At 52.4% G+C, this 21,304-nt stretch carries 22 protein-coding genes; 7 read left to right on the forward strand and 15 right to left on the reverse strand.

Features of this window, described 5'->3' with window-relative positions:
• The first annotated feature begins 156 nt into the window (after positions 1-156).
• From LLY24_RS17720 to LLY24_RS17750, 7 genes are all read left to right on the forward strand, one after another.
• Entirely contained in the window at positions 157-1,179 is a 1,023-nt protein-coding gene (locus LLY24_RS17720; protein ID WP_259037644.1) for a DUF2971 domain-containing protein, read from the forward strand.
• 82 nt (positions 1,180-1,261) lie between these two features.
• On the forward strand, positions 1,262-2,209 hold the full coding sequence (locus LLY24_RS17725; protein WP_259037645.1) for an RDD family protein: 948 nt from the start codon (positions 1,262-1,264) through the stop codon (positions 2,207-2,209).
• A 121-nt stretch (positions 2,210-2,330) separates the two neighbouring features.
• Positions 2,331-2,960: a hypothetical protein gene (locus tag LLY24_RS17730; RefSeq protein ID WP_259037646.1), complete on the forward strand. Its 630-nt coding sequence runs from the start codon at positions 2,331-2,333 to the stop codon at positions 2,958-2,960.
• A gap of 114 nt (positions 2,961-3,074) precedes the next feature.
• Positions 3,075-3,446 carry a hypothetical protein gene (locus tag LLY24_RS17735; RefSeq protein WP_259037647.1) on the forward strand — a complete coding sequence of 124 codons (372 nt, stop codon included), beginning with the start codon at positions 3,075-3,077 and terminating at the stop codon, positions 3,444-3,446.
• Positions 3,447-3,562: 116 nt separating this feature from the next.
• Complete coding sequence (locus tag LLY24_RS17740; RefSeq protein ID WP_259037648.1) at positions 3,563-3,994, forward strand: hypothetical protein; 432 nt, start codon at positions 3,563-3,565, stop codon at positions 3,992-3,994.
• Between the two features lie 120 nt (positions 3,995-4,114).
• Complete coding sequence (locus LLY24_RS17745) at positions 4,115-4,585, forward strand: lysozyme inhibitor LprI family protein (protein ID WP_259037649.1); 471 nt, start codon at positions 4,115-4,117, stop codon at positions 4,583-4,585.
• 93 nt (positions 4,586-4,678) lie between these two features.
• Positions 4,679-5,332, forward strand: a complete 654-nt coding sequence (locus LLY24_RS17750; protein ID WP_259037650.1) for a DsbA family oxidoreductase — start codon at positions 4,679-4,681, stop codon at positions 5,330-5,332.
• 49 nt (positions 5,333-5,381) lie between these two features.
• Here LLY24_RS17750 and LLY24_RS17755 read toward each other — a convergent pair whose 3' ends face one another.
• The 15 genes from LLY24_RS17755 to LLY24_RS17825 all read right to left on the reverse strand — a co-directional run bounded on the left by LLY24_RS17755 (position 5,382) and on the right by LLY24_RS17825 (position 21,263).
• On the reverse strand, positions 5,382-6,959 hold the full coding sequence (locus LLY24_RS17755) for an aldehyde dehydrogenase (NADP(+)) (RefSeq protein WP_259037651.1): 1,578 nt from the start codon (positions 6,957-6,959) through the stop codon (positions 5,382-5,384).
• Between the two features lie 41 nt (positions 6,960-7,000).
• Complete coding sequence (locus LLY24_RS17760; RefSeq protein WP_259037652.1) at positions 7,001-7,930, reverse strand: amidohydrolase family protein; 930 nt, start codon at positions 7,928-7,930, stop codon at positions 7,001-7,003.
• Between the two features lie 34 nt (positions 7,931-7,964).
• Positions 7,965-8,897 (reverse strand): YncE family protein, encoded by a 933-nt coding sequence (locus LLY24_RS17765; RefSeq protein ID WP_259037653.1) that lies wholly within the window; start codon positions 8,895-8,897, stop codon positions 7,965-7,967.
• Between the two features lie 80 nt (positions 8,898-8,977).
• Positions 8,978-9,955 carry a DctP family TRAP transporter solute-binding subunit gene (locus LLY24_RS17770; protein ID WP_259037654.1) on the reverse strand — a complete coding sequence of 326 codons (978 nt, stop codon included), beginning with the start codon at positions 9,953-9,955 and terminating at the stop codon, positions 8,978-8,980.
• 105 nt (positions 9,956-10,060) lie between these two features.
• The gene (locus tag LLY24_RS17775; RefSeq protein WP_259037655.1) at positions 10,061-11,341 is read right to left on the reverse strand and encodes a TRAP transporter large permease subunit; all 1,281 of its coding nucleotides are present in this window, start codon (positions 11,339-11,341) and stop codon (positions 10,061-10,063) included.
• Entirely contained in the window at positions 11,341-11,910 is a 570-nt protein-coding gene (locus tag LLY24_RS17780; RefSeq protein ID WP_259037656.1) for a TRAP transporter small permease, read from the reverse strand. The genes LLY24_RS17775 and LLY24_RS17780 overlap by 1 nt, the downstream gene beginning before the upstream one ends.
• An 82-nt stretch (positions 11,911-11,992) precedes the next feature.
• Entirely contained in the window at positions 11,993-13,000 is a 1,008-nt protein-coding gene (locus tag LLY24_RS17785; RefSeq protein ID WP_259037657.1) for a TRAP transporter substrate-binding protein, read from the reverse strand.
• Positions 13,001-13,047: 47 nt separating this feature from the next.
• Positions 13,048-14,028, reverse strand: coding sequence for an amidohydrolase family protein (locus LLY24_RS17790; RefSeq protein ID WP_259037658.1), 981 nt, complete (start codon positions 14,026-14,028; stop codon positions 13,048-13,050).
• A gap of 37 nt (positions 14,029-14,065) precedes the next feature.
• Positions 14,066-15,070, reverse strand: a complete 1,005-nt coding sequence (locus tag LLY24_RS17795) for a TRAP transporter substrate-binding protein (protein WP_259037659.1) — start codon at positions 15,068-15,070, stop codon at positions 14,066-14,068.
• Between the two features lie 30 nt (positions 15,071-15,100).
• Positions 15,101-16,099, reverse strand: a complete 999-nt coding sequence (gene araD1 / locus LLY24_RS17800; protein WP_259037660.1) for an AraD1 family protein — start codon at positions 16,097-16,099, stop codon at positions 15,101-15,103.
• Between the two features lie 22 nt (positions 16,100-16,121).
• Positions 16,122-17,294, reverse strand: a complete 1,173-nt coding sequence (locus tag LLY24_RS17805; protein ID WP_259037661.1) for an L-rhamnonate dehydratase — start codon at positions 17,292-17,294, stop codon at positions 16,122-16,124.
• 27 nt (positions 17,295-17,321) lie between these two features.
• On the reverse strand, positions 17,322-18,347 hold the full coding sequence (locus LLY24_RS17810; RefSeq protein ID WP_259037662.1) for a 4-hydroxythreonine-4-phosphate dehydrogenase PdxA: 1,026 nt from the start codon (positions 18,345-18,347) through the stop codon (positions 17,322-17,324).
• A gap of 33 nt (positions 18,348-18,380) precedes the next feature.
• On the reverse strand, positions 18,381-19,661 hold the full coding sequence (locus LLY24_RS17815; RefSeq protein WP_259037663.1) for a TRAP transporter large permease: 1,281 nt from the start codon (positions 19,659-19,661) through the stop codon (positions 18,381-18,383).
• Positions 19,658-20,212, reverse strand: coding sequence for a TRAP transporter small permease (locus LLY24_RS17820; RefSeq protein ID WP_259037664.1), 555 nt, complete (start codon positions 20,210-20,212; stop codon positions 19,658-19,660). The genes LLY24_RS17815 and LLY24_RS17820 overlap by 4 nt, the downstream gene beginning before the upstream one ends.
• Positions 20,213-20,282: 70 nt before the next feature.
• Positions 20,283-21,263 carry a TRAP transporter substrate-binding protein gene (locus LLY24_RS17825; RefSeq protein ID WP_259037665.1) on the reverse strand — a complete coding sequence of 327 codons (981 nt, stop codon included), beginning with the start codon at positions 21,261-21,263 and terminating at the stop codon, positions 20,283-20,285.
• Between the last annotated feature and the right edge of the window lie 41 nt (positions 21,264-21,304).

Below are 21,304 nucleotides of genomic sequence, written 5' to 3' on the forward strand. Positions count from 1 at the left end.
TTTTGGATATGTAGCCGAAATTTTCTTTGCTCGCAGGTAAATCAATGGGGTAGATTCGGTGCAGGTGGCAGCATAACCTCAATGAATGTGCTGGCGCGTTTATTGGGGTTATGTAGACTTCCATATAATCACTGTTATTTTTCTAAGGATGGATAATTGATACTTTACAAATACTACGGATTTTCTGCTGGGCTATCAGCATTGAAGAGTTCTCAACTTGGTTTTCGAGAACCAGTATCTTTTAATGATCCTTTTGAGCTTTCATTCTTAGACAATGCGCAGGGTCCGGGCGTTAAGCTCACCGATTTGGAAAATAAATTAAACGAATTAAAAAAATCGGTAGCAATTCTATCGTTAACAAGAAGCCCATGTAATCCTTTAATGTGGGCTCATTATGGAGAAAATCATACTGGGTTTGTAATTGGCTATGATGTAGATACTCCTTTCCTAACAAGTGATGATTACAATCTGATACCTGTGGAACGTGGAGATGTCGTATATACAAACACCAAGACTATTCACAATCTCACCCCTCGATCAAGGGATCTACTTCATAAAGTTTATCTTGCATCCCAGGGGCTAGGTCAGGATGATTTAAATAAGTCTGAATTTGAAAATTTAGCTAGGAAAATATTTCTAACCAAACATGCGAGTTGGGTCTATGAAGAAGAAGTGAGGGTGGTTAAATCCTTCCTTTTTATGTTTGAAACAACAGATGATTATTATTCAGATCCTATGAGGTGCTGGAGTACCATCAGTAAGAGAGTTGCCCCATCGATGGGATTAGAGCAAGTACCTGGTTTGAAAATCTACAACCATAAAGTTGATATTAAAGAGGTGTATTTAGGAGTTAGAAATCCTCTGGTACAACGTCAAAGTGAAGTATCCACCGATATTGGCGCTACAATTTCGAATAAGGCGAAAACAGAAAAATGGAAGATATGTTCTTTAAAAATGGCAAGTGGATCTTGGAACTTAGAAAGTGATAATCAAATAGCCTGTATTTTTGACCTGAAGAAAAAGACGACTGGACTACTGAATAATTTCTCTATGTCAGGCAAAGAAGCTTTGTTCTTGAAAGATAAATTGGCAAGGGTTGAAGTTAATTTTCAGGATAATATTGAAATAACAAACTGGGACAACGAACTTTTTTTTCAAAAGAATAGCGAGTTTGAATAAACATAACAAAAAAAGGCAGCCGGATGCTTCGCACCGCTGCTTTTGGCGTTAGATTACTTTAAGCATCCAGCAAGGAATAATAATGACTGAAGAAGTAGAACTAAAATGGATTTCCGGATTCTGGAGAAGAATTGGTGCGCTATTCATAGACACTTTAATACTTGGCGTGGCCGGCTTAGCACTAGGGTTATTTCTTGAAAGCCTCTTTGTTCAAATGGGGGGCTGGGGGCGTCTGGTTGGATTCTCAATAGCTCTCATTTACTTTGGCGTCATGAATAGCTCCATCTCTGGAGGTCAAACGATAGGCAAGAAGACCTTAAAGATTAGAGTGGTTGATTCCAATAACTCTCCAATAAACCTTGGTAAATCTATACTCCGTTACTTCATTCTGGCGATTCCTTTCTCTCTAAATGGGGCTCAGTTTTCCAATGAGGCTATGCTTTCTTTGCTTATGTATCCGCTTTCATTAATTATATTTGGCGGTCTTTTCTCAATTTTATACTTATACATATTCAATAGAATTACTCGTCAGTCACTGCACGATCTAGCGGTTGGTAGCTATGTCGTTAATACCAATGTAGAAAAGCAAGCGACCGGGAAGGTCTGGAATGTCCATCTCATAATCGTTGCATTGCTATTTCTGGCAGCTGCCGTAGTTCCGGCTTTCACTAGCCAGCTTGCTCAGAGTGAGCAATTCAAGGGTATGCTGTCCGTCCAATCTGCACTATCAAATGATCAAAGTGTTGCTTACGCAACGATATCCACTGGCTCGTCAACTTTCAGTTCAACCAATGAAGGCGCCAAAACAACGACATATGTAAGCAGTCAGGTATTTCTAAAAACCAACAATGTTAGTGATGCGGAGCTGGCCCGTCGGCTAGCAATTATAGTTGTCGCTAATTACCCTGAAGCTCTGCAAAAAGATACAGTTCATATTAACCTAACATATGGTTATGACATAGGTATCGCTTCCAGTTGGTCTAACCATGCGCATAATTTCAATCCTTTGGAGCTTCAAAGTGCGGAATAGGCGTAATCTAACAAGTTGCGCAAGCGGGACAAAGTGCTGCGCACTTCGCCCCTTCGCAAGGCGTTAAGTGCTAGAGCCGATGTTGAACTCATGAGCAGCAAAGCAATGATGGAGATTTGTTTTGAAAATTGGTGAAGTTAAAATCGAAGAACTGTTCGCCACTACGGACTGGTGTTTAAGAAATAGCTTTCCTGATGATTATGATGCTAGATGCTTATATAGCGCATGTGCTATTCAAACAATACTCAAAAGTAAGAGAGTAAAGGCCATTATTGTAGGTGGTAATGTAGGTGCGTTTACTCTATCAACCGATGGGCGAGAAGCCTTATTAGAGGGTTTCGGAGGTGGTGATATCACTCAGCCGAGTCATTATTGGGTCGAAGCTAATGGAGTTATTCTAGATCCCGGGGTGTCTTATTTGCCAAAAAGGTCTCGCATGTCCGCGGTATCAATGCCGATGATAGCCTGGACAAAAAATAATGCGTTACCAAAGTATATTCAATATATTGAAAAAGTTCGGTATGCCGAAGAGGCGGAATATATTTTCCCTAGCGATATTGCTAATCGTGTTGCAGAATTTATTGCGCGTTGCGAGAAACGGTATACGTCGAGAACGGCTAAGAAAAAGCTATCAACTTGGTTACTAACAAACCAGAAAGATTTAGATAAAGCGGCGAGGTCTGGTGATCGGTGGGCAACAGGTGCAATTCGATTTCAATCCATGGGTTCAGTACCTACCATTCCGGTTTAAAGAACAGGTTTTCATGCACCGAAAGTATTTAACAAATCAAAGCAGCAAGGGCCTTCGGCCGGGACGCGCTAACGCGCGCCTCTGTTTGAGGCGTTATACCTCAGGAGTATCTAAATGATTCGTAGTCTTAGAAAAGGTCAATCTTCAGCTGAAATTTGGTATGAATTTGGAACTGATGAAATTGGGATTAAGGAAATGGAAGTTGAATTAATGGATGATCATGCTGTATTTAGGTTAAACATTACTCCTGCTGATAGCAACCAATCCGATGATGCTAAAAATATATTTGAAAATCATCCTAAATCTATTAGTAGAATAATTATTAGAGATGGCCAGATTAGAAGTAAGACATCAAGGTTTTTAAAAGCATACCAAGACAAAATTTTATTTATAAAGCTGGTGATAATTCATAAAACTGATTTTACTTTTTCTGTTAGTTTAAAACCACTTGATAGTGATAGTTTAGAATTCGAAGTAAAGGTATAACAAGGCAATCAAAACGGACGCATTACGGCCGTCGCGGTTTTTGCTAAAAACAAAAAAACTCGCATAAACAGCGCTAACCTTCGCGCCATTTATTGCGGCGTTATAGAAAATAAAACATGAAGCTACTCATGCTAACGATAGCCCTATTGCTATCAGACTGTGTTGTTTATCCAATAAACAAGACTCTTCAGCCGGAGGCCGAAATCCTCGTCACCGATGTGGAAGAAAAGCCCATTCAGGATGCTTGGGTGACTTTAATATCAAGCTCCTACCCTTATGACCTTAAACAAATGAGAAGGGGAGGTAAAACCAGTGATAGGGGTGAGGCAAGCTTTCCAAACATTAAGGAGTGGCGCACTGAATCGCTGATGATCCACGGTTCAAACGTGTTTTTTTGGAATTGGTGCGTAGTAAAAGCAGGTTTTGAAACACATTCGACAATGTGGAGTAGTGGTGATGATTTTCAGCCCCAATACGACGTCATTCTTACTCCAGGGGAAAGCACGCCATGCCCAGAAGAGCCAACTAAAATTGGCCGCAGGCTATAACAAGTACATATTGTCGGGCTGATTTTAGCTGAGCTCTGGGCTGGCCACCTATGCGGGCCATAAATGCGCGAGCAGGGCATTCAACAGTGAAATGATTGCCCCAACGTCGAGTGTGAGAACATGGCGGTTGTGCCAGCTTGGCCAGCCAGCACCTTAAGTGCTTTCAAGGAAACAATGAAAAAGTATTTACTAATAGCGCTCGCTTCGCTGTCGTTGTCAGCCGTGGCTGACGACGCGGCGCTTGATTGCAATAACATCAGGAACACGCTCGAGACCAATCGGTGCGCGGCTATCGAGTTAGAGGCCGCCGAGGACGTACTCACCCACTATCTGGAAACGAGCGTTGAGCATAACGCGGCTGACCCTGTGTTAGTTGATGCTATCCAGGTGGCTCAAAAGCAGTGGCAGGCGTATGCCGCTGCCCATTGCGGCGCTGTCTATACGCAGTGGCGTGACGGGACCATTCGCGGCGTCATGGGCATTACGTGCCGTACCCGGCTAACGAAACAGCGAACGCATGACATCTGGCACGATTTCCTGACGTATATGGACAGTACGCCGCCGGTGTTACCGGAACCCAACGTCGAGTAACGTCTTGATCCTTTACATGATGGTACTGCCGTTACGTCCTATAGACACGTAACATGCTTGTCTTGAGTTTGATCGAATGAGGGAGGTTACCCAATGCAGACGTTGAGAATTGACCTGGTGTCCGATGTGGCCTGCCCGTGGTGCGCGATCGGTTACCGGCGCCTGGAACAAGCGCTGGAAACCTTGAAGGGCGAGATCAATGTCGAGCTTCACTGGCAGCCCTTCGAGCTCAACCGGGATATGCCGCCAGAAGGCGAGCCGATTCTAGAGCACCTGTGCCGCAAGTACGGCAAGGATGCGGCCAGCATGGAGCAGTCCCAGCGCGAGATCATGGCGGTGGCCGAGGAGCTTGGCTTGAACTTTCGCGGCGCCCAGGAGCGCCGGGCGAACAACACCTTCGCGGCTCACCGTGTGCTGGCTTGGGCCGCCACGCAAAACCGTGAAACGGCGCTGCAGCTAGCCCTGTTCGAGGCCTACTTCGGTGAGGCAAAGAACCCGGCAGACCCGCTGGTGCTACGCGAGAAGGCCATCGAAGTAGGGCTGGATGGCGACACTGCCGAGGCCATCGCCCGCTCGGATCAGTACACCGAAGAAGTGCGAGCGGCGCAGCAGCGGTTCATGGACGCAGGCGTGAATGCGGTGCCGGGGTTCATTCTCGACGGGCGCTACCTGATCCCCGGCGCCCAGCCCCCCGAGGTGCTGGTCGATGCGTTGCGCCAAGTAGCTGAGGAAAGCGCCAACCGATAATGCAGTTCTGAAATGAGGAGAGTTGAGCAAAATTACCGCACTGCTCTAGTCAGCCTTCCCGCTCACCATCGACCAAGCGTGATACCCCATAGGGGTTACCGTCACGAAGGGCCTCGGGCAGTAACCCCTCAGGCAGCGCCTGGTAGCACACCGGGCGCAGGAAGCGGAAAATCGCCGCGCTGCCCACCGAGGTCGTGCGGGAATCCGACGTCGCTGGATAAGGGCCGCCGTGCACCATGGCGTGGCACACTTCCACGCCCGTCGGCCAGCCGTTGGCCAGAATCCGCCCCGCCTTGCGCTCCAGGGTGGGCAGCAGTTGCTTGGCTGCCGCTAAGTCACCGTCATCCATTTGCAGGGTAATGGTGAGCTGGCCTTCGAGCTGGGCAGCGACCTTCGCCACTTCCTGGGCGTCAGCACAGGCGATGACCAGCGAGGTGGAACCAAACACTTCTTCCTGAAGGGCGGGCTCGTTGAGGAAGGCCTCGGCCTGGGTAACGAATAGCCCTGCTTGGCACGGGTTGGCTGTTTCACCTGCCTGACCGCGCGCCACTTCGGTGACGTTGGCGTGGTGGGCGAGTCGGTCAACACCCTGCTGGTAAGCGTCGTGAATGCCTGGCGTCAGCATGGTCTGGGCCGCACTGCCCTTAACCGCTTCCCCGGCCGCTTCAACAAAGGCGTCCAGCTCTGGGCCCTGAACCGCAATCACCAGCCCGGGGTTAGTGCAGAACTGCCCGGCACCCATGTTGAGTGAGCCAACAAAGCCTTCGGCGATGGCTTTGCCACGAGATTTGAGCGCTTCCGGCAGCAGGAATACCGGGTTGATGGAACTCATCTCGGCATAAACCGGGATTGGCTGCGACCGCGCCTGGGCGGTGGCCATGAGTGCCGTACCGCCACTGCGCGAACCGGTGAAGCCCACCGCCTGAATACGCGGGTCAGCCACCAGCGCTTGACCGATCTCTTTACCGGAGCCAAACAGCAGCGAGAAAACGCCTTCGTGCAGTTGGCACTTGGCCACGGCGCGCTGAATCGCACGGCCCACCAGCTCAGAAGTGCCGGGGTGGGCAGAGTGGCCCTTGACGACCACCGGGCAGCCTGCGGCCAGTGCCGATGCGGTATCACCCCCGGCCACGCTAAAGGCAAGCGGGAAGTTGCTGGCGCCAAACACCGCCACCGGGCCCAGGGCAATATGCCGCTGGCGCAGGTCTGCGCGGGGTAGGGGGGCTCGATCAGGCAGCGCGGGATCGATACGCACATCGAGCCACTCGCCGGCCCGTACCACGTTGGCGAACAAGCGTAGCTGACCACAGGTGCGGCCACGTTCGCCCTCTAAGCGCGGGCGCGGTAGGCCGGTTTCGGCCGTGGCGCGCTCGATCAACTCATCACCGATCCCTTCGATCTCGGCGGCGATGGTGTCGAGGAATACCGCGCGCTCTTCAAGCGACGTTTCGCGGTAAGCGGCGTACGCCGCTTCGGCCAGTTCACAGGCTTGCTCGACGTCGCCCTTGCTGCCGCCAGGGTAGGCGGGTGCCAGTGTTTCGCCGGTAGCGGGGTTCACCGCATGAATGTCGGTCTGTTGGCCGCTGACGGCCTGCTGGCCGATGAGTAGTTTGCCTTCCAGAGTCATACAATCTCCTGTACTAAATGCTTTCTATTTAGGGGTGCTGATTAGTGGTGCTGAGTAGACAGTCGATACCAGTGCAATGCATTGTCGTGAAGGATGTTCTGTCGATGATCGGCTGCGGAAAAAGAAATCGCGTCCTCGATTAACGCCAGCCATTCGGAATAACCCACCGCGAGTTTTGAAACGGGAAAATTGCTGGCGAAAAGACAGCGCGTTGGTCCAAATATGTCGATGGTTTCGCAAAGTAACTCAAGGTTCGCGGAGGAGTTCCATGAATGCCATGGCGTACCGAGTTCGGAGAGTTTGACGGCGATATTGGGATTGGCGGCTAGTGAACGCATTCCCGTGCGCCAAGTGTTTAGCCCTTGAGAGGTGCGATCCCAAGGTAAACCGGTATGGTTGAGGATTACGCGCAGGTGGGGGAAGGACTGCAGCGTATCGGCCGCTTGTGCCAAATGCCAAGCGGGTACGCGGAGATCCCAGGAAAGGTCACGCTCCTCTAACAGTGCCAGCCCTTTCTGCCAATGGCGGTCTTGCAAACTGCCTTTATCCCCCCGAACGTGATCCGCCGCATCCGGCGTAGCGGCGGTCACGGGTTTTACCCTGACTCCCCGAAAGAGCGGGGAGCGCATGTGAGCGTCCAATGCTCTATCACACTTAGGGCTTTCAAAGTCTATCCAGCCAACGTGAGCGGTAGGAAGCTCGTACTGGTCATGGAGGGATGTCACCCATTGCGTTTCTCGCAAGGCGTGGGAGCGGTGGGCCTCGGCTTCACAGTGAACGCTGCCTGCCAAGCGATAGCCCGCGGGGACGAGACGCTTCAAGTCATTCGTCAGGAACGGCTGCCGGATCGCCTCATAGTCACCCAGAAAGAAATTGCTGACGGGATACTCTTCCAACCATGGGTAGTTAACGCTGCCATCGAGTGCCCAAAGATGGTGATGGGTATCGATGAGTCGCTGGTCAACGTTCATTGCAGCCTCTCCTTTCGCTGATGGGGGCGATGCGTCAATGACGCACGAGCAACTGGGAGACGTCAGGCTCGGCTCGGCAGGCAAAGCTATCGACCACGCGTCCTGATTCGAGGTGTAGCACGGCAATGGTGTCGCCTTTCATCGACACGAATGCATGCTGTCCATCGGGATGAAAGTTCATGGCAATGGGGATGTTGTCCAACTCGATCAGCCCAAGCGAATTGAGCTCCTGATCGAACAGGGATAGCGAACTCTCCCCATAGTTGGTCGTGATGAGGCGATCAAGTGGATCCGCATAAATTCGATTCGGATCGCGGCCGGTGGCAGCGCTTTTTACGACGGTCATCGACTCGATATCGATGGCGACGATGGTGTCATCGTCGCGGTTACTGATAAACAGTATGCGCTCGTCCGCCGATAGTGCGTTGCCTTCGGGACGGCGTCCCGGGATCATCGCTACCGGTGTAAAGGTGGCATCGTGAGGTTTGAACTTGGTGATGGTATTGCTGAGCAGGTTCACACCATAAGCCCAATCTCCTTGGCGAGTAAGAGCAAAGAGGTGGGTTTTGTAGCCTCCTGAAGACACGGCAAGATTGGGCGCGGTGGCCGTGAGCGGATCATTGAACAGCAGCAGCGTGTTGTGCCCTTCGCTCATGGCATAGAGCCGATCCTGGTCATCGATACCCAGGCCATGAATCCGGTAATAGGGCCATGTGCTGAGCGTGTTCACCAGCTCAAAGGTATCTAGGTCGATCACGAAGACGGAGCACCCGCCTGGGTCACCGATACAGTCAGCACCTAAAATCCCGTAGTGACCTACAAAGGCATACTTTTGTTGAGAATCGACAACGAACTCGTGAGGGTAATAGGGCAGCCGAATGTGCTTGAGCTCTTCGCCGTTGCTAACGTCATAGAGACTCAAGGTGTGGGCGCATTTCTGATTGAGAAGCAAGTATTCACTGGCCATTCGTTCGCTACTCCAAGCGTTGAATGGGTACCCGCGCTAAGCGGATACCGTGGGTGATGGGTCACTGGCAATGATGACGCTTACTGCAGTGCTTCTTGGATAGCATCCGTCCATTCGCTGCCATTTTCCTCGATATAGCTGTTCCAGGTAGGGCGAGTGACCGCTTGGAAGGCAGCAGTATCGACTTCCTCCTCGATCTGCATACCATTGGCACGCATGCGATCCAGGATCTCCTGTTCTTTTTCGAGGTTCAGTGCGCGCTGATAATCGCCTGCTTCACGGGCAGAACTGAGTAAGACTTGTTGGTACTCTGGAGAAAGGCTGTCGAATTTTTCCTGATTCATTACCATGATCAACGACGTGTAGGCTTGATTGGTCAATGAAAGATAGTCTTGCACTTCGTGGAAGCCCGCAGACCAAACAATACCGACGGGGTGATCCTGAGCATCGACAGTGCCCGTCTCGAGCGCCGTGTAAAGCTCCCCGATCGGCATGGGAACCGGGTTGGCACCAAGTAAAGAGAACGCCTCGATCAGCGACTCATTGGAATTGGTACGCATGACAAGCCCACGCACATCCTCGGGGGTTCTAATGGTGTGTGTGTTGTTGGTCATGGCACGAAAACCCACTTCCCAAAACGCCAGACCTTTCAGATTCTTGTCTGACAACAAATCAAGCGCCCGCTGGCCCACTTCCCCGTCCAGCACTTGATAGGCCTCTTCACGGTTAGCAAAGATGTAAGGTAGGTCGAAGGCGCCTAGTGTGGGCTCTAGGCCAGTAAAATTTGGGTTGCCGGAGAGCTCGATGTCGATCAAGCCATTGCGTACGGCAGCAATCATTTGCTGGTCGCCGCCTAATAAGCCATTACCAAAAATGTCGATGGTGATGTCGCCGTTGGTACGTTCTTCGACAAGCTCGGCAAAATGCTCAGCCGCGGCTTGCTGGGTATCGCTGTCGGGGGCCGCATGGGCCAGCTTCAGCACCGTATTAGCCTGTGCCTGGGTCAATGTGCCAACGATGATCAAAACAGAGGCTGAGGTTGTGATGATTCGTTTCATGATATTCTCGCTTTTTGTTGGTGTAATCTATTGATTTAGATAGTCATTCACACACGTGAATGAAGTGTGAGCCCGCACCATGCGGGCATGCTGACCAGCGGCCTATCATCCGGCTAGCCAGTAAAGGGGGACGGTAATGATTTGTGGGAAAGCAACGAAGAGTAGGAGGATCGCCATGTAGGCGAGAGCAAACGGCATGACGCCTGACACGGCCTTCTCGAATTTCAGTTTGCCGACGCTGGTAATGACGTTCAGCACGTTGCCTACCGGTGGCGTGATCAACCCAATGGCGCAGTTGAGAACAAACATGATGCCGAAGTACACAGGGTCAATGCCTGCGAGCTTGACGATGGGCATCAATATGGGCGTTAACACCAAGATGGTGGGAGTTAGATCCATCACCATGCCAATCATCAGCACGATGCCCATGATGGCGAGCATTAATAACCGTGGGTTGTCGGCCAATGGAGACAGCAGGTCGGCGACCATCATGGGTAACTGAGCGATGCTAATGAGCCATGAAGCCACCATGGCTGCGGCGACCAGGAACATGACGATAGACGTGCTGCGTGCGGCTTGGGCCAGCACGCTGTAAAGCTGAGTTAAGTTCAGCTCCCGATAGATAACGGTGGCGACGAAAATGGCGTACACGGCCGCCACGACGCCAGCCTCGGTAGGGGTAAAAATACCGGTTTTGATCCCCCCGATGATGATGACGGGGAGCAAAATGGCCCAAAAGCTCTTTTTCAATGCCTCGAGACGTTCGGCGCGGGAGGCCTTTTTCGCCACCACCAAATCTTCCTTCCGGGTCATGAAAAGCCACATCAGCACTAACGTGGCGCCCATGATGAGACCAGGCACAATGCCTGCCAGGAATAATTTGCTAATCGAGATCCCGCCAGCCACCCCGATAATAATGAGCGGAATGGAGGGAGGAATGATCGGGGCGATAATGCCACCGGCGGCCATGAGCCCGGCGGAGCGGCCCAGCGGATAGCCTGCCTGGCGCATCATGGGCAACAGCATACTGGCCAATGCAGCCGTATCTGCCACGGCAGAGCCCGACAAGCTAGCCATGATGATCGCCGCAAAAATCGCCACAAAGCCGAGGCCGCCTTTGCGGTGTCCGACAAGCGTCATCGCCAGGGCAACGATGCGTTGTGACAAACCGCCGCGAGACATGACCTCCCCGGCAACCAAAAAGAAGGGAATGGCGAGCAGCGTATAGCTGTCTGCCCCGTTGACTAAGTTCTGAGCCAATATCTGCGAGTTGAGCAAATCCAGATGCAGCATCAAAGCAACCGCACTGACCAGTAATGCAAAGGCAATAGGAATACTTAAACCGATAGCAGCCAGCAGCGAGCCCAGGAAAAGAACAATCGTCATCACACCTCTCCTACATTCGATTGGGCAGTGCTTTGCAAAGCCGTCGGCATGATCAGTCGATAGACCAGAATCACAGACATGAGCACGCCGGCCACCAGGCCCGCCAAGTAGAAAACACCGACAGGAATGCCGCTAATCGGCGAAATGTTGTTCCAGTTCAGGACTGTCTGCGCGTAGCTACCTTTCAGTAACATCAAACTGCAACCCAGCATGACGAGCGTAACGACTCTCCTTAGCACAGCCTGTATTGGCTTAGGCAGGCGTTCTGCAAGGGTCGTGACGCTTAAGTGCTCATGACGTAGTAACGCGGTGACGGCACCTAAAAAGGTGACCCAGACGAACAGGAAGCGAGATAGCTCAACGCTCATCGAAATGCCGCTGTTAAAGCCATAGCGAAGGATGACGTTGGTAAACACCAAGACGATCATACTGACCAAGGCCAATACCATCATTAAGTTAAGTAAGCGCTCCGCCCCGCTGGCCAAACTGGCTATCTGATGAGCGATACCCTGTGAGCTTCTTTGCATGTTCATATTTGGCGTGGTCGCTTTTTTATCGTGTTGATGCATGAGCTGCTGCTCCTAAGAGACGCAAGAAGCACGTATCTTGCTACGGTGGTCATCGTCGATGATTCACGTATGAGTGCGAGAGTTAGCGATGACGATGTCTGTCGAGGGCATTATCGAAGTCGGCGACAAATGCTGCATCAAGCTCACTGACATGCTGATCGATCATGTCGGATAGCTGCGCTTGCATACGCTGGCGCTCAGGCATAGGTACCTCATTAATCTGCATTTTCTCATTCAGTTCGGCGATTAAGGTTTGGTTTAGCTCGCGGCTTACACTACGCTGGTAAAGGGTCGCTTCACGGGCAGCACTTTGAACCGCTGCACGGTTCTGTTCATCCAGGCTGTCTAGAAAGCTCGAAGAGGCAATGAGTACGAGGGCGTCATAAGCGTGTGCTGTCTGGGACAGATAGTCTTGAACTTCATAAAAGCGCTTCGTATCAATGACGGTATACGGGTTTTCTTGACCATCGACGGTATGGGTTTCTAGAGCAGTGAATAGCTCATTGACCGGCATGGGTACGGCGTTTGCATTCAAGTCGTTGAACAGATCGATGTATAAGGCGTTCTGCATAGTGCGGATTTTCAGGCCGTCTAGATCTTCTAACGTCTCGATGGGGCGTCTTGAATTAGTGATATGTCGAAATCCATTTTCCCAAAAGCCAAGACCTGTGAGCCCTTTATCTTCAAGGCTTGCAAGCAGTGCTTCTCCTACGGAGCTGTCTAGCACGGCATCGGCATGTGCTTCATCATCGAATTGGAACGGCAGGCTGATGATGCTGAAATCGGGGTTTAGGCTTGAGAGGGTAGCCGTCGATGGGATGGTGAAATCCAGGGTTCCCGCCTGAACCATTGAGGTCATGTTGACGTCATTGCCGAGAATGCCATTGCTAAAGACCTGTACTTCAATGGCTCCGTTGGTCTTTTCTTCCACCAGCGTGGCAAAGCGCTGTGCGCCTAACGTTTGTGGATGAGAATCCGGCAGGCTGGTGCCAAGTCGAGCGCTGATATCGGCTGCCAGTGTTTGGCTGGCTGCGGCAGTCATTCCACACACGAACAAGGCTGCGTTGATGAAGTGAGTAGGGCGTGTCATTGGTGTTGTCCTTTCTGTACTTGATGAAAAAAGGTGCTTTTTTGTACTTATAAGTTCGTGCGGGGGCTGGTATTGAATTGGCCGAGCCCATAGCAACGTACGGCGTTATCACAAAAAACGGCCAGTCTTTCGCGAGTCGAGAGATACGAGCTGAGTTGTTTGAAATCGCTCCATAACGAGTCCAAATCGGTCACTAGCCCATCTACAGGAAAATTGCTGGCGAACATGCATCTATCAGGGCCGAAAAGATCGAGGGCCGTGCGAATCAACCAGCGGTTATCGTCAGAACGCCAGGGCTCGCCGTGGATGCCTAGGCCCGATAGCTTAAGCATCACTTGGTCATAGGCGGCTACATGCTCTAATGCGCTCTTCCAGCCTGTCAGCGTTTCATGCTGGCGATCTCCTGGTACGCCTGCATGGTTGATGACGACGGGTATGTCTGGATGGCGCTCAAGTAACGGAATCAACTCATGTAGATGCCACCAGAGGGCTTGGAGCTCGAAGATGAACCCGTGACGAGCAAGCAACGCGAAACCACGCTCGAAGTGGGGGCAGGTTAATGAGCCTGGCAAGCCATGATTGGCTTGGTATTCGGCGCGAGGCATAGCGGCTGGTTTATGACGCACCCCACGGACTAACGACCAGCCCGCCAGCGTTTCTAACTGAGCGTCAATGTCCTTGGCATCTAACCAAGCTTGGGCAATCATGGCATTGGGCCAGCCGGTTCGATCATGCAGCCCGTGAATCCAGCGGGCTTCGTCCACCGCGTCGCCAGGCTGCCATTCAGCCTCCATGTACACGCACCCTAAGACGCTGTGTTGGCCGCACTGTCGCTGATAATCCTGGGGAAAAAAGGGCACACGAATGCGGCTATAGTCTCCATAACGGAAAGGAATCATGGGTTCATCACACAACCAAGGATGATAGTTAGAGCGTGGATCCCAAAAATGCAGATGCGCATCTACGATCGGTAGATCCTCATCTTTCCCGCTTTGAAGAAAGTGCCGCCGCTGTTCGGTGATGTTCATACCTTATCCCCACTGATACGCCGCCATTAGGCGAGGGCTAATTCGCCGTTTTTGCGCGCTCAACTGCCTCGACGAGCTCGCTACCGTGCTGAGCAGTAAATTCGCTGCGAACCGCGTCTGCGACCCTATCGCGCATGGACGCGCGGTCTGGTTGCTCGACGACCTGCATGCCCTGCTGGCGGAGAAACTCCAAGTCGATGGAGATACGCTCTTGGTTAAGCTGTCGCTGGTATCGAGCTGCCTCTTGGGCCTCATCGCGCAGTAGCTGCTGCTGTTCGTCAGTGAGACTATCGAAGCGATTTTTATTCATGACCAAGGGCGCCGCCGTGTAGGCATGGGCGGTTAATGACAGGTGGTCTTGAACATCAGCCAGGCTGGCCGAGCGAATTAAACTGACGGGGTTTTCCTGACCGTCTACGGTGCCCGTTTCAAGGGCCGTAAATAGCTCGGCAAAAGGCATCGGTATTGGGTTGGCGCCCAAGGCCTCAAACGCCGCGATATGGGCAGGATTGGGCGTGGTTCTTAATTTCAGTCCTTTAATATCGTCTGCCGACTCGATGGCACGGCGCGAGTTGGTCAGATTGCGAAAGCCAATTTCCCAGAAGGCGAGCCCTTCTAAATCTTGTTCACGCATGCGTGATAACAAGCCCTGGCCAACGTCCCCATCGAGTACTCGATAGGCTTGTTCGTAATCATCGAATAAAAACGGAAGATCCAGCACATTGAGTTCGCTCACTAGGCCACTGAAGTACGGGTTGCCCGATAACTCGATATCGATGGTGCCACCACGAACACCGGCGATCATGGCCTGATCATTGCCAAGTTGTCCGTTCGGGAATACCCGAATAGTGATTTCGTCGCCGCTAAGCTCTTTGACGCGCTCGGCAAACCGCATCGCCGCCAAGTGCTGAGAGTCCTCTACTGGGTGGGCATGAGCCAGCGTTAAGGTAGTAGCCGCTTGCGCGTCACTGAGCGGAGAAAACATGACCACCGACAATGCTGTGGCCAAGATGCCGGTTACGAATATTTTTTTAGTTGTCATGACGATAGTCTTCGTTTCGAAGTATTGTTTTTATAAAGGACGCACGTGCTGTAGGTTTATAGCTTCGTCTTTCGTGAACTTGACCGGATTGCGCAGCGCACGGCCAAGCGCGGGTAACTCAATTTCAAAGCGGTCACCGTCTTGTACGCGAATGCCGTCCGCAAAGCTGAGTGTGGCAGTGCCGAAATAATGCACATGGACATCGCCTGGTTGACGGAACTGTGGGTATTTAAAGTGGTGATGTTCCAAATTGGATAGGCTGTGCGCCATGTTGGCTTCGCCGGTGAGAAACGGTTTTTCCCAAAGCGTTTGGCCGTCACGCACGATGCGGCTTGTGCCTTCTAAATGGTCGGGCAGCTCTCCTAGCAGTAATTCGGGGCCAAAGCTGCAGGCGCGTAGCTTGGAGTGAGCTAGCCACAGGTAGTTGGCGCGCTCGGTGACATGATCGGAAAACTCGTTGCCCACCGCATAGCCCAGCCGGAAAGGCGTTCCGTCATTCGCATTGATGTAAATGCCAACGAGCTCAGGCTCTTCGCCAGCGTCTTGGGCGAAAGACGGCACGGCAAAGGGGCTCTCTGGTGCGACGACAATGCTGCCATCGCCTTTATAGAACCATTCGGGCTGGGCACCCTCTTTGCCGGGAAGAGGTTTTCCGCCTTCCACCCCCATATTGAACATGCGCATAGAGTCGGTCAGCTCATCATCGCTCAGCTGAGCTTTGGCATGCATGGCTGAGCGTGTGTCGGCACTGCCCAGATGAGTCAAGCCGGTACCGGTGACGTAGCAGTGAGCAGGATCGGGGTGAGTGACCGGAGGCAGTAGTAAACCCATGTCCAGCGTTTGATGGTAATCCAGCAGTTCATGGCTACGATGGCACTCAATGAACTCGACCAGAGACGCTCCCGCTGCGAGAGCCGCCTGCGCCAACTCATAGGTGCCGCCGGGGTAATCAATCAGCCGAAGCTGGATGGGGCTTTCGACCACCGCGGCGCGCACGCCGCGGGAAGTTTTGACTTGTACAATTCGCATGATGAAGACTCTCGTTCGATGCTTATTCGGTAATGTTGAACTGATCGAAATAGCGCTCATTGAGCTTCAAACCGAGGCCGGGCGTATTGTCGTCAAGGTCGATAAAACCATTGACCGGCTCAGGGTCACCCTCAAACAGGTAGTAGAACAGCTCGTTACCAATCTCGACGTCATGCACAGGGAAGAACTCCGACATGGGGGATGCCAGTGTCGACATGGTCAAGTGATAGTTATGCATCTGGCCGGCATGGGGGATGACCGGCACGCTAAACGACTCGGCAATGGCATTGATCTTGTGCGCTGCGGTAATGCCGCCCACCCGATTGGTGTCATACTGAATGACGGAGACGGCACGCTTTTCCAGTAGCTGTCGAAAACCGTAAGAAGTGAACTCGTGCTCACCGCCAGAAATCGGGATGCTGGTGAGGCGGTTAAGCTCGGCGTAGCCATCGATATCATCGGCCAGCACCGGCTCTTCAAGCCAACGCGGCTGAAAACGCTCTAATCGCGGAAGCATGCGTTTGGCGTATTCGAGGTTCCAGCCCATGTAGCACTCGAGCATCAAGTCGATATCGTCACCAATGACCTCTCGTACTGCCGCGACACTATTGAGGTTTTCACGCATACCCGCAGGCCCGTCTTTTGGGCCATAGCCAAAGCGCATTTTCATCGCCTGAAAGCCTTGGTCGAGGTAAGACTGAGCTTCTTCCTGCATGCTGTTGAGATCGGTACGGTAAAGCTTGGAGGCGTAGCAAGGAATCTTCTCTTTGGTGCGGCCGCCGAGTAGTTTAAAGACAGGCTTGTTAACGGCTTTCCCCATGATGTCCCAGAGGGCGATATCGACACCGGAAATCGCCGCCATACCGATGCCTTTGCGGCCCCAGGCATGCGTCGAGCGATACATGCGTTGCCAGAGGTATTCGTAGTCGAAAGGGTCTTGGCCGATCACTAACGGAGCGAGGTACTGGTCGATGATGGCTTTGGCAATGCGCGGTGCTAGCGCCACATTTCCCAGCCCTACGATGCCGTTATCGGTTCCAATCTCGACCACCGTCCAGCCGTGAAAGCGGAACGTGCCCATGGAATCGCTTTTGTCCCAGAGTTCGTCCATGGCATTGGAGCAGAAATGAGGCTGGGCAGGTACGGTGTGCCCTTTCCATTCGAAGACACGGGTGCGGACATTGGTGATTTTCATTATGTTTATCCTGAGTTAGATAATCGATTAGGCGCTAGCGTTAAGGCGCTGTTGGCGAAGGTTTTTGCCCATTTCACAAGCGATGAGAAAGGCATTGCGGGTGGGGTTGACGTTGGCTTTACCCTGCCCCGCAATGTCGAAGGCCGTGCCATGAGCCGGTGTGGTGATGGGAATCGGTAAGCCACCCTGAACCGTCACCCCATCCATGAAGCCCATGAGCTTGATCGCGATTTGGCCCTGGTCGTGGTACATGGTAACGATGGCGTCGTATTCGCCGTCTCTGGCTTTAAGGAAGATGGTATCGGCAGGGAATGGGCCACTGATGGGGTAGCCTTGAGCGCGGCAGGCTTCGACGGCTGGTGTAATGATCTCGATTTCTTCGCGTCCACAGGTACCGCCCTCGCCTGCATGAGGGTTAAATGCGGCTACGGCCACGCGTGGCTCACGGGTGCCGGCGAGTTGAAGTGCGTCGTACATTAAACGACTAGCTGCGATGATCCGCTCTTCGGTGATGTATTCGGCGGCATCTTTCAGCGGCACGTGTGAAGAAATGCGTGCCGTCCATAGGCTGCCCAGCGTATTAAATTCGCAGAAGTAATCTTGAACATTCAGGTGGTTGGCAAAGAAGTGCAGTTCATCTTCATAAGCCAATCCGCCTTTTTTCATCGACAGCTTGTTCAGCGGTGCAAAGCAAATGGCGTCCACTTCGTTGGCCAGTGCCGCATCCATGCAGCGGGTCAAGAGGGCCAATGTCGAGGCACCACCTGCGGCAGATTCTCGTGCATAGCTAACGTCACCTTCAGCAACGGTCTCCATGGGTAAGAATACCGGGCCAGCGTGTTGACGCGCTTGGTTGAACTCTTGAATTTCAGGTAGCTGGTGGCGGATACCCGCCACACGCTGGCCTTCTTGCCATAGCCAGCGATCCCCCAGTAGCACCGTGTGGACACCCTCGAACAGCGCGGCTTCATTGAATAGCTTGGCGATGAGTTCAGAGCCAATGCCCGCAGGGTCACCTAAAATCACGGCAATGACAGGTTGTGCGTCTTTCATGTAATGCTCCTAACGGATCGGTATCAACGAGAATCAATAAAACAAATCAACGAGGAAAAGCGGAATGACCGGCACGTAGGTCACCAGCAGCAGTACGATGAACAGCACGCCGATCATCGGTAAGTTGACGCGTGTGGTATTCCACATATCGGTTTTAGCGATCGAGCACGCGGTGGCGAGCACTGAGGCAACAGGGGGTGTTTGCTGGCCAATAGCAAGGTTGAGGGTCAGAATCAAGCCAAAATGAATGGGGTCGATGCCAACTTGCATCACCAACGGCATGACGATGGGGACGACCAGAATGATGGCCGCCGCACCGTGTAAAAACATACCGAGGAGCAGGAGCAATATATTGAGCAGGGCCAATACCGCGACGGGGTTTTCCGTTAGCGTGGTGATTTGCGCTGCCAACTGTTGCGGGAGTTGCATTTCGGTCAGAAAAAGCCCTAGCACGGCGGAGGTCGCGACCAGCAGCATCACCACCGATGTCTGGATGACACCATCCGTCACTGCGCGGTATAGCACCTTGAGGTTGAGTTCTCGATAAATCAGCCCACCAATCAACAGCGCGGCTAATACCGCTATGCCGGCCCCTTCCGTCGCTGTGACAAAGCCGCCGAAGATGCCACCGAGAATGATGACGGGCAGTAAGAGTGCCCAGGAGGCCTCTTTGAATGCTTTTCCCAAGCGGCTCAACGAGAAGGCCGCTTCCCGAGGGAGGTCGTATTTGACTGCGTAGTAATAGCAGAAGCAGGCCAGGCCAAAGCCGCCCAGAAGTCCAGGAATGATCCCCGCGACAAACAGTTGAACAATGGAAACTTCCGCGATAGCGCCGTACAGAATCATCGACAGCGATGGTGGAATAATGACCGCCAGTGAAGCCGATGAGGACGTGATCGCCGCTGAGAACTCGGGGTTATACTGTTTACGCTTCATCTCGGGAATCAGTATCGACCCTGTGGCCGCGACATCGGCTACGGCAGAGCCTGAGATTTCAGCAAAGAACATCGATACCCCGACATTGACCATGGCTAATCCGCCCCGCACGAAGCCCACCATCGCGGTCACCAGATTAATCAGCCGCGTCGAAATGCCGGATGTGTTCATTAGCGCGCCTGCAAAAATAAACAGCGGGATAGCAATAAGAGGAAAGTTGGTGGCGCCGTTAAACAGGGTCAGTGGTATGTTGAGAAGATGCTGTGGCCCCATATTGATATAGACACCGACGACCCCTACGGCCCCAATGGCAATTGCGATGGGTACATTGATCAGCACTAGCGCAAACAGAGCGGAGATAACGATCAATAGAATCATGTCCGACTCTCCTTAAGATCTTCCTCGGCTAGGCGGATGGCCTCTTCAATGGCTTCTTGCTCGCTATCAATGCCAGTGCGCATTTTCTGCCAGGCGCTGGGCAGTGATAAAAGCTCACATAAAATGAACAGGACCGCGCTGATAGGAATGACCGATTGGGTGATCGTAAGACTTACGCTGGGCAACGACACCAGATGATCCCAAGCCAGAATCTCGAGGACGTGGTACCCGTAATAGGCAATCACGACGAAGAAGCCAATGACGATGATTTCGCTCAGGACGAACAAGGCCGCGCGCAACGGGGCAGGGGCACTGCTGACAAGGCCTGGAAAGCCCATATGGGCCCGCTTGATCGCCGCTAGGTTGGCACCGTAGAAGCTTAGCCAGGCGAGCCCGATAGAAGCCACTTCGTCGTACCATGCCAGCGAACTCCCTAAGGTGCGAAATGCGACGGCAGCCAAAACGATGAAAGTTAGTGCAAGCAGTAAGAAGACGGTGAAAACTTCCAATAGCCGCTCTAGCCAAGCCCGCGTGTGATGAATCAGTACCATGAACTGCCCCATTACTGATGAATGAAAACGCGCATCCCAGTTGAATGCATGAGGGTTAGCCGCGAAGGTTTTATTGGTCTGCCAAGGAGGCCGCACGGTCTACTAACGCCTGACCACCTTCCACTTGTTCAGCAAATGCCTCATACACAGGATTACTGGCCTGTATGAAGGCGTCGCGGTCAACGCTATTGATGGCGATACCAGCATCACGCATCGTCTCGATAAGTTCGTCGTCGAGCTCTGCTCCCTTGGCAAATGCCCACGCTTGCGTCTCGGCTGCCGCTTCGCTGATCGCCTCGCGCACTTCATCGGAATACTGATCCCAGCTTTGCTGTCCGGCGGTTAGCCAAATAGGGGTATAAACGTGATTGGAAAGAGATAGATACTCTTGTACCTCGTGTAGGCGAGCGCCATAGATGTTGCTGAGCGGGTTTTCTTGACCATCGATGACGCCAGTTTGTAGCCCCACGAACACTTCCGAAAACGCCATGGGGGTTGGGTTTGCCCCCCAGGTAGAGAACATGCGCGTACGCCAATCGCTTTGTGGTGTACGAATTCTCAGACCATCAAGATCACTAGGCGTCGTGATGGCGCGACGGCTATTCGTGATCTGCCGGAAACCATTTTCCCAGGTGGAAATGATGTTGAGGTTTCGCTGCTCGGCGCTAGCGGCTAAGTCAGTCATGATGATTTCTTCGTCAATGCGCTTTAAGTGATCGCGATCTTTGACCAAATAAGGTAAGTCGAAAATCGCAAACTCAGGCGCTACAGACGACATGATGGAGGAGATGGCGGCGAGATCCACGGTACCCAAACGGAGTCGTTGAATGAGCTGCCTCTCGTCACCTAACTGGCCGCTGTCGTAATACTCCACTTCCAGGTTATCGCCTAGGCGTTGTTCCAACTGGTTGATGAATTCTTGAGCCGTCTGCCCCTGCAAGCTTTGGGGAGACCCTCCGATGGCAAACACGATTTTTTCTGGATTGGCTTGGGCTTGCCCGGCCAGTAGCGCGATGGCAAGAGTGGAAACGGCCATTGAGTATTTAAGCATGTAAGCGACCTCATTGTTGTTGAATAGCTTGAATGATCTGG

Source organism: Halomonas dongshanensis, assembly GCF_024790395.1.
GTDB lineage: Bacteria > Pseudomonadota > Gammaproteobacteria > Pseudomonadales > Halomonadaceae > Vreelandella > Vreelandella dongshanensis.

Excerpts from the sequence above, each read along its gene's own strand:
- LLY24_RS17725 (WP_259037645.1), top strand. The coding sequence starts at position 1,262 with ATGACTGAAGAAGTAGAACTAAAATGGATTTCCGGATTCTGGAGAAGA.
- LLY24_RS17735 (WP_259037647.1), top strand. The coding sequence starts at position 3,075 with ATGATTCGTAGTCTTAGAAAAGGTCAATCTTCAGCTGAAATTTGGTAT.
- LLY24_RS17740 (WP_259037648.1), top strand. The coding sequence starts at position 3,563 with ATGAAGCTACTCATGCTAACGATAGCCCTATTGCTATCAGACTGTGTT.
- LLY24_RS17745 (WP_259037649.1), top strand. The coding sequence starts at position 4,115 with ATGGCGGTTGTGCCAGCTTGGCCAGCCAGCACCTTAAGTGCTTTCAAG.
- LLY24_RS17750 (WP_259037650.1), top strand. The coding sequence starts at position 4,679 with ATGCAGACGTTGAGAATTGACCTGGTGTCCGATGTGGCCTGCCCGTGG.
- LLY24_RS17755 (WP_259037651.1), bottom strand. The coding sequence starts at position 6,959 with ATGACTCTGGAAGGCAAACTACTCATCGGCCAGCAGGCCGTCAGCGGC.
- LLY24_RS17760 (WP_259037652.1), bottom strand. The coding sequence starts at position 7,930 with ATGAACGTTGACCAGCGACTCATCGATACCCATCACCATCTTTGGGCA.
- LLY24_RS17765 (WP_259037653.1), bottom strand. The coding sequence starts at position 8,897 with ATGGCCAGTGAATACTTGCTTCTCAATCAGAAATGCGCCCACACCTTG.
- LLY24_RS17770 (WP_259037654.1), bottom strand. The coding sequence starts at position 9,955 with ATGAAACGAATCATCACAACCTCAGCCTCTGTTTTGATCATCGTTGGC.
- LLY24_RS17775 (WP_259037655.1), bottom strand. The coding sequence starts at position 11,341 with ATGACGATTGTTCTTTTCCTGGGCTCGCTGCTGGCTGCTATCGGTTTA.
- LLY24_RS17780 (WP_259037656.1), bottom strand. The coding sequence starts at position 11,910 with ATGCATCAACACGATAAAAAAGCGACCACGCCAAATATGAACATGCAA.
- LLY24_RS17785 (WP_259037657.1), bottom strand. The coding sequence starts at position 13,000 with ATGACACGCCCTACTCACTTCATCAACGCAGCCTTGTTCGTGTGTGGA.
- LLY24_RS17790 (WP_259037658.1), bottom strand. The coding sequence starts at position 14,028 with ATGAACATCACCGAACAGCGGCGGCACTTTCTTCAAAGCGGGAAAGAT.
- LLY24_RS17795 (WP_259037659.1), bottom strand. The coding sequence starts at position 15,070 with ATGACAACTAAAAAAATATTCGTAACCGGCATCTTGGCCACAGCATTG.
- araD1 (WP_259037660.1), bottom strand. The coding sequence starts at position 16,099 with ATGCGAATTGTACAAGTCAAAACTTCCCGCGGCGTGCGCGCCGCGGTG.
- LLY24_RS17805 (WP_259037661.1), bottom strand. The coding sequence starts at position 17,294 with ATGAAAATCACCAATGTCCGCACCCGTGTCTTCGAATGGAAAGGGCAC.
- LLY24_RS17810 (WP_259037662.1), bottom strand. The coding sequence starts at position 18,347 with ATGAAAGACGCACAACCTGTCATTGCCGTGATTTTAGGTGACCCTGCG.
- LLY24_RS17815 (WP_259037663.1), bottom strand. The coding sequence starts at position 19,661 with ATGATTCTATTGATCGTTATCTCCGCTCTGTTTGCGCTAGTGCTGATC.
- LLY24_RS17820 (WP_259037664.1), bottom strand. The coding sequence starts at position 20,212 with ATGGTACTGATTCATCACACGCGGGCTTGGCTAGAGCGGCTATTGGAA.
- LLY24_RS17825 (WP_259037665.1), bottom strand. The coding sequence starts at position 21,263 with ATGCTTAAATACTCAATGGCCGTTTCCACTCTTGCCATCGCGCTACTG.